Annotated in this window: 11 protein-coding genes; 4 read left to right on the top strand and 7 right to left on the bottom strand. The window is 70.2% G+C overall.

Going from position 1 to position 14715, the window contains the following annotated elements; genetic code table 11:
• Positions 1-2: 2 nt before the first annotated feature.
• Positions 3-1295: an MFS transporter gene (locus tag DES41_RS01395; protein WP_114465230.1), complete on the bottom strand. Its 1293-nt coding sequence runs from the start codon at positions 1293-1295 to the stop codon at positions 3-5.
• A gap of 79 nt (positions 1296-1374) precedes the next feature.
• Between DES41_RS01395 and DES41_RS01390 the strand changes: the two genes are divergently transcribed.
• The gene (locus DES41_RS01390; RefSeq protein ID WP_170168067.1) at positions 1375-1968 is read left to right on the top strand and encodes a TetR/AcrR family transcriptional regulator; all 594 of its coding nucleotides are present in this window, start codon (positions 1375-1377) and stop codon (positions 1966-1968) included.
• Here DES41_RS01390 and DES41_RS01385 read toward each other — a convergent pair whose 3' ends face one another.
• The 3 genes from DES41_RS01385 to DES41_RS01375 all read right to left on the bottom strand — a co-directional run bounded on the left by DES41_RS01385 (position 1969) and on the right by DES41_RS01375 (position 5213).
• Entirely contained in the window at positions 1969-2733 is a 765-nt protein-coding gene (locus DES41_RS01385; protein WP_114465226.1) for an SDR family oxidoreductase, read from the bottom strand.
• A 98-nt stretch (positions 2734-2831) separates the two neighbouring features.
• Positions 2832-3281, bottom strand: coding sequence for an acyl-CoA thioesterase (locus DES41_RS01380; protein WP_114465224.1), 450 nt, complete (start codon positions 3279-3281; stop codon positions 2832-2834).
• Positions 3282-3338: 57 nt separating this feature from the next.
• On the bottom strand, positions 3339-5213 hold the full coding sequence (locus tag DES41_RS01375; protein ID WP_114465222.1) for a hypothetical protein: 1875 nt from the start codon (positions 5211-5213) through the stop codon (positions 3339-3341).
• 156 nt (positions 5214-5369) lie between these two features.
• Between DES41_RS01375 and DES41_RS01370 the strand changes: the two genes are divergently transcribed.
• Positions 5370-6326: a LysR family transcriptional regulator gene (locus DES41_RS01370; RefSeq protein ID WP_170168066.1), complete on the top strand. Its 957-nt coding sequence runs from the start codon at positions 5370-5372 to the stop codon at positions 6324-6326.
• Here DES41_RS01370 and DES41_RS01365 read toward each other — a convergent pair.
• From DES41_RS01365 to DES41_RS01355, 3 genes are all read right to left on the bottom strand, one after another.
• Complete coding sequence (locus DES41_RS01365; RefSeq protein WP_114465220.1) at positions 6277-7161, bottom strand: tripartite tricarboxylate transporter substrate binding protein; 885 nt, start codon at positions 7159-7161, stop codon at positions 6277-6279. The genes DES41_RS01370 and DES41_RS01365 overlap by 50 nt on opposite strands.
• Positions 7162-7278: 117 nt before the next feature.
• The gene (locus DES41_RS01360) at positions 7279-8289 is read right to left on the bottom strand and encodes a tripartite tricarboxylate transporter substrate-binding protein (RefSeq protein ID WP_114465218.1); all 1011 of its coding nucleotides are present in this window, start codon (positions 8287-8289) and stop codon (positions 7279-7281) included.
• Positions 8290-8351: 62 nt separating this feature from the next.
• Positions 8352-11408 carry a PAS domain-containing hybrid sensor histidine kinase/response regulator gene (locus tag DES41_RS01355; RefSeq protein WP_114465216.1) on the bottom strand — a complete coding sequence of 1019 codons (3057 nt, stop codon included), beginning with the start codon at positions 11406-11408 and terminating at the stop codon, positions 8352-8354.
• A 421-nt stretch (positions 11409-11829) separates the two neighbouring features.
• Between DES41_RS01355 and DES41_RS01350 the strand changes: the two genes are divergently transcribed.
• Positions 11830-13176, top strand: coding sequence for a GH1 family beta-glucosidase (locus DES41_RS01350; RefSeq protein WP_114465215.1), 1347 nt, complete (start codon positions 11830-11832; stop codon positions 13174-13176).
• A gap of 4 nt (positions 13177-13180) precedes the next feature.
• Positions 13181-14710, top strand: coding sequence for a glucoamylase family protein (locus tag DES41_RS01345; protein WP_114465214.1), 1530 nt, complete (start codon positions 13181-13183; stop codon positions 14708-14710).
• Positions 14711-14715: the final 5 nt, after the last annotated feature.

Genomic DNA, 14715 nt, shown 5'->3' with positions numbered 1-14715 from the left:
CGTCAGGGCCGCGCGGGCGCCAGCGCGGCCGGGGCGGTGCGGGCACGCACCAGCAGCACGGCGACGGCGGCGACGAGGCAGGCGGCACCGGCCGTCATGAGGGCTGGCGTGTAAGAGGCCAGCACCGAGCGCGACAGGCCCGCGCCGTAAGCCGCGACCGCCGCGCCGAGCTGGTGCGAGGCGAAGACCCAGCCGAACACCAGCGGCGCGCGCTCCGGGCCGAACTCCGCGGCCGCCAGCTTGACGGTGGGCGGCACGGTGGCGATCCAGTCCAGCCCGTAGAACACCGCGAACAGCGACAGGCCGGCGATGGTGAACTCCGAATACGGTAGCCAGAACAGCGACAGCCCGCGCAGGCCGTAGTACCAGAACAGCAGCTTGCGGCTGTCGTAGCGGTCGGTCAGCCAGCCCGACAGCGTGGTGCCAATCAGGTCGAAGATGCCCATCATGGCCAGCACGGAGGCGGCAGGAACCGCGCCCAGGCCGTAGTCGCCGCACAGCGAGATGAAGTGCGTCTGCACCAGGCCATTGGTGCTCAGGCCGCAGATGAAGAAGGTGCCGGCCAGCACCCAGAACGCCGGCACGCGCGAGGCGCTGGCCAGGGTCTTGAACGGCAGCGCCCAGTTCGCGCGCGGTGCGGGCTGGGCCGGCGGGGCGTTCGGGTCGGCACCGTACGCGGCCAGGCCCAGCTGGGCCGGGCTGTCGCGCATGAACAGCAGCACCAGCACGAACACCAGCGCCGAGGCCGCCACCACCGGCAGCAGCGCCCAGCGCCAGCCGTGGTGCTCGATGAGCCAGGCCGCCACCGGCAGGAACAGCAATTGCCCCGTGGCGCTGCTGCCGGCCAGCAGGCCCATCACGAGGCCCTTGCGCTGCACGAACCAGCGGTTGGCCACCATGGCGCCGAGCACCATGGCCGTGAGCCCGGTGCCGATGCCCAGCACCACGCCCCACAGCGCGAAGGCCTCGCCCAGCGTGTGCATGAACATGCCCATCACCAGCGTGCTGGCGATGACCGCGGCAGCGAACGCCACCACGCGCGAGACGCCGTAGCGCATCAGCACCACGGCCGCGAACGGGCCGAGCAGGCCGTACAGCGCGAAGCGCGTGGCGAAGACGGAGGACAGCTCGGTCGTGCTCCAGCCGAACTCCTTGCCCAGCGGCTGCATCAGCGCGCCGGGCAGGCCGAGCGCGGCCGAGGTGACGAGCATGGCCAGGAAGGTGATGGCCGCGATGGCCCAGGCGTAGTGGATTCCGCGGCGCTGCAGCAGCGCGGCAAGACGGTGGGCCAGCATGGTGTGTGTGGGTTTTGGAGGTGGCGAAGGTTTCAATGATAATGACCGCAATCAAAAATTGTCAACGCAGGGGCATGCGATGAAGGTGACCAAGGAACAGGCGCAGCAGAACAAGCTGGCTTTGCTCGAAGCCGCGGGCCAGCTGTTCAAGCAGCACGGCATCGACGGCGTGGGCGTGGCCGATGTGTGCCGGCAGGCCGGGCTCACGCACGGCGCGCTGTACAAGCACTTCACGGACAAGCAGGACCTCGCGGCCCAGGCCTTCGCGCATGCGTTCGAGGCCGGGCACGGGCGGGTCGCGCGCGCAGCGGGCGGCGGCGCGGGTCGCCAGCGCAGCCTGGCGACCTACCTGGACCGCTACCTGAGCCTGAACGTGCGCGACGACATGGCCAAGGGCTGTCCGCTGGTCTCGACCGCCTGCGAGACCGCGCGCCAGGGCGAGGCCGTCAGCCGCAGCTATGCCGATGCATTCGCCGAGCTGCGCGCCGGGGTCGAGGCGAGCCTGCCCGGCGACGCGCCGCAGGCAGAGCGCCAGGCGCTAGCCAGCACCGTGGTAGCTGCGCTGGTCGGCGCGATGGCGATCTCGCGCGGCATGGCCAAGGCCGACCGGGCCGAGGCCGATGCGGTGCTGGCGCAGGTGCGCGGCGTGCTGGAGAGCCTGGCCGCGCGCTGATCAAATCGTCACGCCGCCGTCGATGACGAGGTTCTGGCCGGTCATGAAGGCGCCGGCCTGCGAGGCCAGGAACACCGCCGCGCCGGCGATCTCGTCGGGCTCGCCGATGCGGCGCAGCGGCGTGGTGGCGGTGCGCTTGGTCAGCAGCTCGGGGTCTTCCCAGAGTGCGCGCGCGAAGTCGGTCTTGATGAGGCCGGGCGCGATGCAGTTCACGCGCACGTTGTGCGGCCCGTATTCCACCGCGAGGTTGCGGGCCAGCTGCATGTCGGCGGCCTTGGAGATGCAGTAGGCGCCGAGGATGGGCGAGCCGCGCAGCCCGCCGATGGACGAGACGATGGTGATGCTGCCGCGCCGGCGCTCCACCATGCCCGGCGCGGCAAAGCCGATCAGCCAGTGGTTGGCGATGACGTTGTTCTCCAGGATCTTGCGGAACTGCGCGTCCTCGATGCCGGCCATGGGGCCGTAGTAGGGGTTGCTGGCGGCGTTGCAGACGAGCGCGTCGACGGGCCCGAGCCGGCGCCCGGTCTCCTCGACCAGGTGGCGCAGTTCGTCCTTGGACGAGATGTTGGCGGGGATGGCGATGGCCGCGCCATCGCCATGGGTGCGGCAGATGGCGGCCGCCACTTCCTCGCAGGCCTCGGCCTTGCGCGAGGAGATGACCACCTTGGCGCCATGCTCGGCCATGCGCTCGGCGATGGCACGGCCGATGCCGCGCGAGGAACCCGTGACGATGGCCACCTGGCCGGCCAGTGAGAACAGTGACATGCGTTGCCTCCTTGTTGACGGACGGCGCAGCATGCCGCATGGCGCCGGCCAGTGGTGCAACGCATGCGACGCCGCCCACCCGCGCTGGCCGCGCGCCCTCAGCTGCACATGGCGCGGATGTCGTCGGGGATCGGCACGGCGCGGATGCCGGGCGCATGGTCGGCGCGGTGCGCCGCGAAGATGCGCACCTCGTCGCATTCCATGATCAGCGTCTCGCCGCGCGTGACGCGGTGGCGCAGCACAAAGCTGCTGCGCCGCCATTCGGCCACGCTCACCGCGATGTCGAGCACATCGCCGTAGCTGGCGGTGGCGATGAAGCGCGCATGCGTGTCGACGATGGGCGTGCCGAGGATGCCGCGCTCCTTCTCCAGTTCATGCCAGGGTGGCACGCCGCATTGCACGAAGAAGTGGTGGCCCGCCGCATCGATCCAGCGGAAGTAGTTCGGAAACCAGACGATGCGCGCGGGGTCGCAGTCGCCGAACTCCACGCGTACACGGTGGACGACGCTGCGGCCCGGCGGCGCGGTGGGGGGGAGGGGATGGGACATCCCCCCATGGTAGGGGCGGTGCCGCGCCGTCGCGCCTGCCTTCGGCCGGAATGCAGCTCAGCTTTTCGTCGTTGCCGCGGCAACGCGGGCCCGCACGTCCCCGATCAGGCCGAGGATGGTTTGTTGCCGCGCATTGGCCACGGAGGAGCTCGTCAAGGCGGCTTTCAGCGCGTCCAGCTCGGCCGGCGTCTTGCTGTAGTCGCTCTTCTTCACCGAAGCGAACAGCGCTTGGCTCTGTGCCAGCAGAGCGCTGCGGCGGGCGGCGGCTTCGGCGGGCGTGCTGAAGTCGGCATCGGTCAGCGCGCGGATGCCCTGGTCGATCTTGGACCACGAGGACGACATCGGCACCAGGTCCTTGGTCGTCATGAGGTCACCCACCAACTTGGAAGCCGTGGCGACCTGGGCGATGAAGACTTCGGAAGAGAACCGGTCCATGCCTGGGTAGAACGCCTGGTAGCCAGAGCTGGGCCAGTCGCCCGTGATGTGCCAGACCGGGTGGTTGCCCAGGGACTCCAGGTGCGCGGCAAAGTTGCGGCCGAACCAGTTGTTCTGCTGCTTGCCATTGACGCCGGGGCGTTCCTCGGCGTTTACCTGTGCACGCGGCAGGGCGCCCATCTTCACCGCCTCGATGGCCTTGGCCACATTGACATCGTTGCCGTGCGTGTTGACGTAGGTCGTCATGGCCCGCCCTGTGGCACGGAACTCGTTGCCGGCATCGGCCATCTGGGCGCCGCCCACGTGCTCCATCGACACGCCGCCGATGATGTACTTGCTCAGCCTGTCGTGGTTGTCCTCGACGAAGTCGAACGGGTAGGTGCGCTCGGCGCCCGGTACGAAGTGCCGCGTGTCGAACACCATGTAGATGCTGCGCGGTCGTTGCTCCCGGGGGATCTGGCTGTAGTACTTGGCCACCGCGAGGATGCCCAGCGAGCCCGCATCCTGGATCAGCGCGGGGCCGTCGACGTGCGTGGCCATCATGACGGCGGTGTCCTTGTTGGTGCCGAAGTCCTTGCCGGGCAGCGTGGCCACGAGCGTGTAGGCCAGCGCGTCCTGCTCGACCTGCGCGTTCAGCTTCAGCGTGGCGGTTTTGCCGGCGCGCGCGTCCTCGATCACCTTGGCACCATTGACCTTGTCCAGCAGCAGCCCGGGGACCTCGTAGCGGTCAGGCGTGCCGTGCTGGCGCCCACCCTGTGCAGCGCCAGGCGGCATGTCCAGCACCACCACGTGGCCGACCGGCAGGTTGCTGCTGGCGCGGAAGAAGTTGTTGATGGTGGCGCCCATCTGGCCGTACTGCTGGCGGTTGCGGTAGCTCGCCTCGTAGCTCGGATCGACAGCGGTGAACGGCGCCAGGAACTGGTCCTCGTTGGTGCGGAATTCGTAATCGGTGTAGCCCGCGCTGAGGCCCGTGTAGGTGTAGGGCGTCTGCTTGACGACGACGATCTTGCCGGCCATCTGCGCGGCGGTGGGCCGCGTGGCGGCAGGCGCCGAAAGGTCGTAGAGCACCAGCTGCGCCGTCACGCCGTTCGGGCCGGTGGAGCCGGATTGCGTGGCATACGAGGCCACGTCCACGGCGGTGCCGTCGGACGTCAGCGACCAGCCGGTCTTGTCAGGATATTCGGTGGTGTACCAGCGCTCGTACGGGAAGCGGGCGCGCGTGATGCCCTGGGCGCCGTACTCCTGCAGCCGTTCCTCGATGAAGCCCATGTAGGACTTCCAGGCCGGCGAGCCGGTGTACGTCGCGCCCCAGCCGGCCTTGGTCTGGAACCACTGCGTGGCCTCGGTCGGGCTGATCAGCTGGGCCTTGTCCACGGTGCTCAGGCGAGCGTCGGGCGCATCGTTGTCGCCGCCGCCGCCGCCGCCGCCGTTGCAGGCGGCCAGGGTGGTGGCGAATGCCAGCGTGCCAAGGCGCCACGCCACATTGCGTATCTTCATCTTGTCTGTCTCCGGGTGATGTCTTCAAACACCGTCAGCGTCCTGGCGGCATTGAAAAATAGAATGGTCATCTCGCGATTGGGCGTGATTTTGTGCATCTCGCCAGCGACAGTCCAATTCGTTGCGCCCGCAAGATATTCAGAAATAGAATTGCTGATGACGCCAACCGTCTTGTTCGCCCGCCTCATGGCGCGTGCCCGGCTGCGCCACCTGCAACTGCTGGTGCGCACGGCTGAACTGGGCAATCTGCAGCGCGCCGCGGCGTCCATTCCGATGAGCCAGCCCGGTGCGACCCATGCGCTGGCCGAGCTGGAGACGATGCTGGGTGCTCCGCTGTTCGAGCGGCACGCACGCGGCATGCGCTCGACGCCCCTGGCCGGCGCGCTGCTGCCGCTGGTGCGCAACGCGCTGGCACAGCTGCAGGCCGGGGCCGTGGCGGCCGCCTCGGTGCATGCGGGGGCTGCTGGCAATGTGCGGATCGCCGCCATCGCGGCAGCCTTGTCCGGCCTCGTCGCGCCGCTGTTGCCTGGCTTCACCGTGCGCCATCCGGAAGTGGCGGTCGACGTGCGGTCCGCTGGCGCGGACGAATTGTTCAAGCTGCTGGACCAGGGCGCCGTCGATCTGCTGGCCTGCCGAGAACCGGTGCAGCTGCCGGCGCATCTGGCGTTCGTGCCGCTGGTCGAGGACCGCTATGTGGTGCTTTGCGGCCCGCAGCATCCGCTGCTGGCCGTGCAGCCGGTCGGCACCGCGCAGCTGGCGGCCGCCGTCTGGCTGCTGCCGCCGCCCTCCACCCTGGCAGCGCACGACTTCGATCGGCTGTGCAGCCTGCTGGGCATCGCGCCGCAGGTCTGCTGGGTTTCGGCCCGGCCGATCCTGATGACGTTGGCCATGCTGCAGCAGCGCGATCTGCTGGCGCTGGTGCCGCGCAACGTGGCGGTGCAACTGCTGGATGCGGGCCTGCTGTTCGCGCTGGCCTGCAGCCCGGAGATGACGCCGCCCATGCCGCCCCTGGGGCTGGTGCTGCCGCGCGACCCCGCGCGCTGCAGCGCGGAGGTGTTGCAATTCATCGCCTATGTGCAGGACTGGGTGCCACCATCCCCGGGCGTGGACTGAAGCGCTGCGCGTCGCGCGCGTAGCGTTGCGCGAAGTCCTGCTGCGCGGTGGCCGCCGGCAGTGTCAGGCCCAGCCGCTGAAGGGCCTGCACGGCCTCGGGCGCGGCCAGCGCGTCCAGGAGGGCCTGGCGCAGCCACGCGGTGCTGCGCTCGGAGACCGCCTGCGGCACGAACCAGCCCGCCCAGGACTCCAGCGGAGGCGTGCGCCCGCCGGCATCGCTGGCCATCCATTCGGACAGCCGGGCCAGCAGCTTGGCGCGGCCTTGCTCGGCGGCCACGGCGCCGGCCGGGCTGGCCACGATCGCCAGATCGATGTGCCCGCCTGCAAGGTCGTTGAGCATGGGCGCGGAGCCCTTGTACGGGACGGGCAGCAGCTCGATCTGCAGCTGGCGCGCCAGGATCGGCAGGGCGAGGTACTGCACGCTCTCGGTGCCCGGGTGGCCCGCGGCGATGGCGGACTGGCGCCGCGCTGCCAGCGCGGGCAGGTCCTGCAGCCGATCCACGGGCAGGGACGGCGCTGCCAGCACCAGGTAGTCGGTCTGGCCGGTCTCGCCGATGGGCTGGAAGTCCGCGGGTCCGTAGCCGGCCGAGGCAATCTGCGCAGGCGCCAGCACCAGTGTGGTCAGGCTGCCCGCCAACACGGTGCAGCCATCGGCCGGCTGTTGCAGCACATGCTGCACGCCGATGGTGCCGGCGCCACCGCCGATGTTGCGCACGACGAAGCTGCGTTGTGTGGCGCGGCTGGCTGCGTCCGCCACGATGCGCATGGTGCTGTCCATCGAGCCACCGGCCGGATAGGGCACGACCACGGTCACCACGTCGCGGTCGCAGGCCATGGCCGCTCCTGCCGCGAGCAGCCAGGCGAGGCCGCAGGCACGCCACCGCCCCCATGGGCCGCGGTGAAGGGTGCAGGAGCCTGACAGCCGGGCCTCAACCACGCGTGGCCTGGCCGCTCACGGCTGGTAGCCCGACTTCTGCACCACCGGCGCCCACTGCGCGCGGTAGGCCTTGAGCATGGCCGCGGTCTGCGCCTGCGTGGCGACCACGGGCTGCATGCGCGTGTCGGTGAACTTGCGTTGCGTGTCCGGATCCTGCATGACCTCGTGGATGGCGGCGGCCAGCCGCGCGGCTTTCTCGGCCGGCATGGTGGCGGGCGCGAAGAAGGTGTTCCAGCCCAGCGCAGCGAGATCCAGGCCGGCTTCCTTGAAGGTGGGCACGTCGGGCGCGAAGGCCGAGCGCTTGCTGCCCGAGACCGCCAACACGCGCAGCTTGCCGGCCTCGTGCTGCGGCACCAGCACGTCGAAGGTGTCCACGGCCATCGGCAGCTGGCCGCCGATCAGGTCGGTGATGGCCGGGGCCGAGCCCTTGTAGCCGATGACCTCGGTGCGCACCTTGGCCTTGTCGCCCAGCATCAGCGCGAAGAAGTGCGGCAGGCTGCCGGTGGCCGGCACGCCCACGTTGGCCTGGTTGGGGTTGGCGCGCATCCACGCCAACAGGTGGGAGAGTTCCTTGACCGGCACGGCGGTGGAGACGGCCAGGCCGAACTCGTAGTCGTTGACGTGGGAGACGGGCACGAAATCGCGCTCGGCGTCGTAGCCGTTGTCCTTGAACACCAGCGGCGCCACCACCATCACAGCCGGGTTGGCCAGCATCAGCACGTTCTGGCCCGCGGGTGTGGCCTTGGCCTGCTGGGCCGCCAGCCGGCCGCCTGCGCCGGGCTTGTTCTCCACCAGCACGGGCACGCCGAGCTTGGTCGCCAGCTTGTCGCCGACGATGCGGGCCACGCGGTCGGTGGCGCCGCCGGGCGGGTAGCCGACGACGATGCGCAGCGGGCCGCCGTCCAGCGGCTGGGCGAAGGCGGGGGCGGCGCAGGCAGCGCAGGCGGCCAGCGCGAGCCGGGCAAGCCAGCGGCGGGTGAGGGGCTGCGCGGGCGCGCGCAGCCGGGCGAACGGGTTGGACGGCATGGGTCTCCTCGGACAATGAAGCGGCCGGATGTTACGTGGCCGGCCGGCCGTGCAAGCCGGCGTTAGACAGCGATGCCGTGGGTCTGGACCGCGCCGCGCAGCTGGTCCAGCGCCGCGTCGAACTCATAGTCCTGCAGCGCGCTGGCGACGCGGGCCGTCGCGCCTTCGCCCAGCAGCTGGCGCAAGGCAGGGCGGTGGGTGTTGAAGTAGTCGCCGGCATCGCTGTCGCTGGCCTGCAGCAGCGCGGCCAAACGGCTGGCGTGCTGCGCCAGTTCGCTCGGCGTGGCGGTGCGTGCCGCGGGCTCCTGGGCCAGCTCCGCGGGCGGTGCCAGCGCTGTGCGCAGGCCCGTGGTCGCGGCCGCCAGCTGCTGCTCGAACGCTGCCAGCACCTCGGCATGCGGCACGCCCGTGCCAATGGCCGCCTCCAGTGCCTGGGCCTGCTGCTGCAGGGCGCCGAAGCCCAGGTTGCCGGCCACGCCGCGCACGGTGTGGGCGATGCGCTCGGCCGTTGCCGCATCCTGCGCTGCCAGTGCGGCAGCGATGCGGGCGCCGGCATCGGCCTGCCTTTCGTGGAACTGCTGCAGCAGGCGCAGGTACAGCGCCGGCTTGCCGCCCACGCGGGACAGGCCGGCCGCGGTGTCCAGCCCCGCCACCATGGGCAGGGGCTGCTCGGCGGTGCCGGGCTCGGCAGCGCCAGGCATGCGGGGCGCATCGCCGCGCGGCTGCACCCAGCGGGCCAGCGTCTGGATCATCGTGGCGGGGTCGATCGGCTTGGTGATGTGGTCCACCATGCCTGCGGCCAGGCAGCGCTCGCGCTCCTCGACCATGGCGTGCGCGGTCATCGCGATGATGGGCAGCTGCGCGAAGCGGGCATCGGCCCGGATGCGCGCCGTGGCCTGCATGCCGTCCATCACGGGCATCTGCAGGTCCATCAGCACCGCGTCGAAGGCCGCACCGGCGGCCAGCACGTCCAGCGCCAGCTGGCCATTGGCGGCCACGGTCACGGCGGCGCCGGCGCTTTCCAGCAGTTCGACGGCGATCTGCTGGTTGATCTCGTTGTCCTCGGCCAGCAGCAGGCGCACGCCGCGCAGCGGCATGGGCTCGTGCGCCTCTGGCGTGGGCACGGCTACGGGGCCCGCGCGCTCTGCCACGCCCATGCGCACGCTGAACGAGAAGCGGCTGCCTTGGCCGGGCGTGGAGTCCACCGCGATGGCCCCGCCCATGGCCTCCACCAGCCTCTTGCTGATGGTGAGTCCCAGGCCGGTGCCGCCGTACTTGCGGGTGGTCGAGCCGTCTGCCTGCGAGAACGCCTGGAACAGCCGCGCGGTCTGCGCTGCATCCATGCCGATGCCGCTGTCGCGCACCTCCAACTGCAGCCGCACGCCGTCGGGCAGGCGTTCGTGCAACCGCACCTGCACGGCCACATGGCCTTGCTCGGTGAACTTGATCGCGTTGCTGACCAGGTTGGTGATCACCTGGCCGAGCCGCAGCGGGTCGCCGACGAGTGCGGGCGGCACGTCCGCGGCCATGTCCACCGTCAGCGCGAGGCCCTTCTCGCCGGCCTTGCCTTCCAGCAGCGTGCCGACATTGGCCAGCACATGGCCCAGCTCGAACGGCACGTTCTCGATCTCCAGCTTGCCGGCCTCGATCTTGGAGAAGTCCAGGATGTCGTTGACGATGCCCAGCAGCGCCGTGCCGGCCCCATGCACCTTGGCGATGTAGTCGCGCTGGCGCGGCGTCAGGCCGGTCTTGAGCGCCAGGTGCGACATGCCGATGATCGCGTTCATGGGCGTGCGGATCTCGTGGCTCATGTTGGCCAGGAACATGGACTTGGCCTGCGTGGCCTCGTCGGCCAGGCGCTTGGCCTCGCGCAGCGCCTCGGCGTTCTGGTTCTCCTCGGTCACGTCTTCCATCACCCAGACGCTGCCGTGCGTGGAGTTCGGATCGATGTAGCGGGCCTGCATGCGGCACCAGAACGCGCTGCCATCCTTGCGCTGCAGCAGCAGGTCGTGGCGGCTGCTGTGGCCGATGCGCTCGTTGGCGATGCGGCGGCCCTCGGCGTAGGCGGCTTCGCTGGCGTACCAGATGCGCGTCGGCTGGCCTTCGAGTTCGCCGGGTTCGTAGCCGAAGATCTCCTCGAGCCGGCGGTTGCAGCGCAGGACCACGCCTTCGCGCAGGATGCCGATGCCCACGCTGGCCGCCTCGAAGATCGCCAGCTGCGCCTTGTGGGCCACGCGCAGCGCCTCTTCCGAACGCTTGCGCTCGGTGATGTCGTCGATCATCCAGATGGTGGCGTACTGGTAGCCGGGGTGGCTGATCGCCCGTGCGCGGGCGTAGGCGTCGAAGGTGCTGCCGTCCTGGCGGGCCGCCTTCCACTCGCCGCTGTACACCTGGCCTGCCGCGAAGGCCTTGCCGACCTCGGCGCCGAAGCGCTTGAGTTCGGTCTCGTCGGGATACAGGCAGGCGCTGCCCCGGCCCACCAGGGTGTCGGTGTCGGCAAAGCCGAACATCTCGGCAAAGCGTGGGTTGGCGCGCAGCAGCTTGCCATCGCCGGTGTAGACGATCCCCACCTGCAGGTTCTGCAGCAGCAGTTCCTGCTCGGCCGCGAGCGCGCGTAGCCGCTCGGCGGCGGCATGTTCGTCGGTGTTGTCGGTGATCCAGGTCACGCGCAGCACCTCGCCCCCGATGTGCACGCGGGCCGAGTCCATGAGGCCCCAGAACTCGCTGCCGTCCTTGCGGCGAAAGCGCGTCTCGCAGTGGCGCAAGGCGCCATCGCGCTGCATCTGCGCGTGCAGCCGCGCACGCGCGGCCTCGCCATCGGCATGCACGTCGGCGGCGGCCAGGGTCGCCATGTCGCCGCGCGCGTAGCCGAACAGCTGCAGCCACTGGCTGTTGACGTGGCGCACGCGGTGGTTGCGGTCGGTCACGACCAGGCTGGACTGCCCGGTCTCGGTCAGCGTGCGCATGAAGGCTTCGCTTTCCGACAGGGCCGAGGCGCGCCGCTCGGCGTCGGCCTGCAGCTGCTGCAGGGCGCGCTGCGCCGTGGACTGCCGCCACAGCGCCAACGCGGCGATGCCGAACAGAACCAGCGCGAGCGTGCCGAGGCCCACTTCGTTCATGTGTCTCCAGCCCGGGTCGCGGGCATGCGGCCGTGGTGGCCATTGGACGGGTGCGGACTCCGTCGACGGCCCGGCCGGAGCCACTGAGGCGCGGATTAGCGCATTGAATCGAACGAAGTTGACGCTTTATATGGCATTCCGGCGGTACTAACAAGTTGTAACTTGTCGCGCTGGTGCGATCACCGCGAGGCAGTGTTTACGACCATGGCGCTGGGCGCGCTGGCATCGCACACTGGCTGTAGCCGTTTGTCGTTCGACTGCCAACCGTTCAGGCGGAAAGCCTTGCCAGGTCGATGGCGCGGCAGCCACCATGTGGCTGTCCGCGTCGTCGGCGGGCCGGGCCGAAAGGCGACGCAAACGGAAGGTCTGCATGTCCTGGGGCGTGCGGACTGGTACGGCATCGGTAGAACGGGTGGATGGCATGGATTTCCCAGACGATTTCCTGTGGGGCGCGGCAACGGCCGCCTACCAGATCGAGGGCTCGCCCCTGGCGGACGGTGCGGGCGCCTCGATCTGGCACCGCTTCTGCCACACGCCAGGCATGGTGCGCGACGGGGACACCGGCGACGTGGCCTGCGACCACTACCACCGCTGGCCGGAAGACATCGCGCTGATGCGGCGCCTGGGGCTGCAGAGCTACCGCTTCAGCATCGCCTGGGGCCGCGTGCTGCCGCAGGGCACGGGCGCGGTGAACGAGGCCGGCCTCGACTTCTACGAACGCCTGGTCGACGGCCTGCTCGAGGCCGGCATCGCGCCCAACGCCACGCTGTACCACTGGGACCTGCCGGCGGCACTCGACGACTGCGGCGGCTGGCTCAACCGCGACAGCGCCGACTGGTTCGCCGAGTACGCCGAGCGCGTGTTTCGGCGCCTGGACGGCCGCGTGAAGATGTGGACCACGCTCAACGAGCCCTGGGTCGTGATGGATGGGGGCTACCTGTCGGGTGCGCTGGCGCCGGGGCACCGCAACCTGTACGAGGCCCCCATCGTGGCGCACAACCTGCTGCGGGCCCACGGCAAGGCGGTGCAGGCCTACCGTGCCAGCGGCGCGCACCGCATCGGCCTGGTCGTGAACCTGGAACCCAAGTACCCGGCCTCCGATGCGCTGCAGGACCGCGCCGCCACGCGCCGGGCCCATGCCTACATGAACCGGCACTTCATGGACCCGGTGTTCCGCGGCCGCTACGACGAGGTGCTGGTGCAGATGTTCGGCGCGGCCTGGCCGTCGTTCCCGGCCTCCGACCTGGAGCTGATCCGCACGCCCATCGATTTCCTGGGCATCAACTACTACACGCGCAACGTGGTGCGCGACGACGGGGGCCGCTTTCCGCTGCCGGTGGACCGGCCCGTGCAGCCCGGCGCCACGTATTCGGAGACCGGCTGGGAGGTGTTCCCGCAGGGCCTGCTGGACACGCTGAACTGGGTGCGCACGCGCTACGGCAACCCGCCCGTCTACATCACCGAGAACGGCTCGGCCTTCTACGACCCGCCGGTGGCGCAGGGCGGGGCGGTGCACGACCCCTTGCGCATGCACTACCTGCGCCAACACCTGCGGGTGCTGCGCCAGGCCATCGCCGACGGCTGTGACCTGCGCGGCTACTACGCCTGGTCGCTGCTGGACAACCTGGAGTGGGCGCACGGCTACTCCAAGCGCTTCGGCCTGGTGCATGTCGACTTCCAGAACCAGCGGCGCACGCTCAAGGACAGCGGTGCGCACTACGCGCGTGTGATCGCCAGCAATGGCCAATGCCTGTTTGACGAGGTGTGATGCCATGACCTTCTCCATCGATTTCGCCACCGCAGCCTCGCGCCGCCAGTTCTGCATTGCCGCGCTGGCCGCCGCCAGCGGGCCGGCGCTCGCAAGCCTGCCCGCAGACGCCGACACGGCCGCGCCAGCCTTCGCGTTCGACAAGCTGCAGCGCCAGACCTTCAACTACTTCTGGGAAACCGCCCATCCGGTGACCGGCCTGGTGCCGGACCGCTTTCCCTCGCCCTCGTTCTGCAGCATCGCCGCGGTCGGCTTCGGCCTCACGGCCTATGGCATCGGCGCCGAGCGCGGCTACGTCGGGCGCGCGCAGGCCGCGGCACGCACGCGCAAGACGCTGCGCTTCCTGCTCAATGCACCGCAGGGCGAGGCCGAGGCGGGCATGGCCGGCCACCGCGGCTTCTTCTACCGCTTCCTGCATCTCGAGAGCGGGCGGCGCTACGGGCAGATCGAACTGTCCAGCGTGGACACCGCGCTGCTGATGGCCGGCGTGCTGTTCTCAGGCAGCTACTTCGACGGCGACCACCCGACCGAGCAGGAGATCCGCCGCCTCAGCGCGGCGCTGTACGAGCGGGTGGACTGGCAGTGGATGCAGCCGCGCGCGCCGGCCATCGCCCATGGCTGGCTGCCGGACGTGCGCAAGGCGCCTGCAGACCTCTTGGTCGCCGGCAGCGACCACAGTGCGAGCGCGAAGGCCCGCCACGCGGGCTTTCTGAGCCTGGACTGGGTCGGCTACAACGAGGCCATGCTGGTCTACATCCTGGCGCTCGGCTCGCCCACGCATCCCGCGCGCGGCGACGCCTACGCCGCCTGGACCCAGGGCTACGCCGCCCACTGGGGCGCGGTCGAAGGCCAGGCCCAGCTCAGCTTCGGCCCCTTGTTCGGCCACCAGTACAGCCAGGTCTGGCTGGACCTGCGCGGCATCCAGGACGCGTTCATGCGCAGCAAGGGCCTCGACTATTTCGAGAACTCGCGCCGCGCCGCCTACGCGCACCAGGCCTACGCCGAACGCAACCCCCTGGGCTGGAAGGGCTACGGCAACACCATGTGGGGGCTGGCGGCGTGCAACGGCCCGGCCGATGTGGTGCGCAACGTCAAGGGCGTGCCACGGCGCTTTCGCACCTACGCCGCGCGCGGCGTGGGCCTGGCCGACACGGTGGACGACGGCACGATCGCGCCCACCGCCGTGGCCGCGTCCCTGCCGTTCGCCCCCGAGATCGTGTTGCCGACGCTGGCCAGCATGGCGGCCCGGCATGGCCCGTACATCATGGGCTCGTACGGCTTCTTCGACGCCTTCAACCAGAGCGTGCCGGCCGACGTGACGCTGAAGCACGGCAGCATCAAGCCCGGCTTCGGCTGGGTGGACACCGACTACCTGGGTATCGACCAGGGCCCGATCGTCGCCATGTTCGAGAACCACCGCAGCGGCCTGGTCTGGGAGCGCATGCGGGCCAACCCCGCGGTGCGGCTGGGCCTTTCGCGCGCTGGCTTCGAAGGCGGATGGTTGAGCGAGGGCGACGCGGACGAGGTGTCGTGAGGGGC

Source organism: Pseudorhodoferax soli (genome assembly GCF_003337555.1).
In the GTDB taxonomy this organism is placed as follows: Bacteria; Pseudomonadota; Gammaproteobacteria; order Burkholderiales; family Burkholderiaceae_C; genus Pseudorhodoferax; species Pseudorhodoferax soli.
Note: the sequence above shows the minus strand (reverse complement) of the source record. Positions and strands in the feature narration are given on the sequence as shown.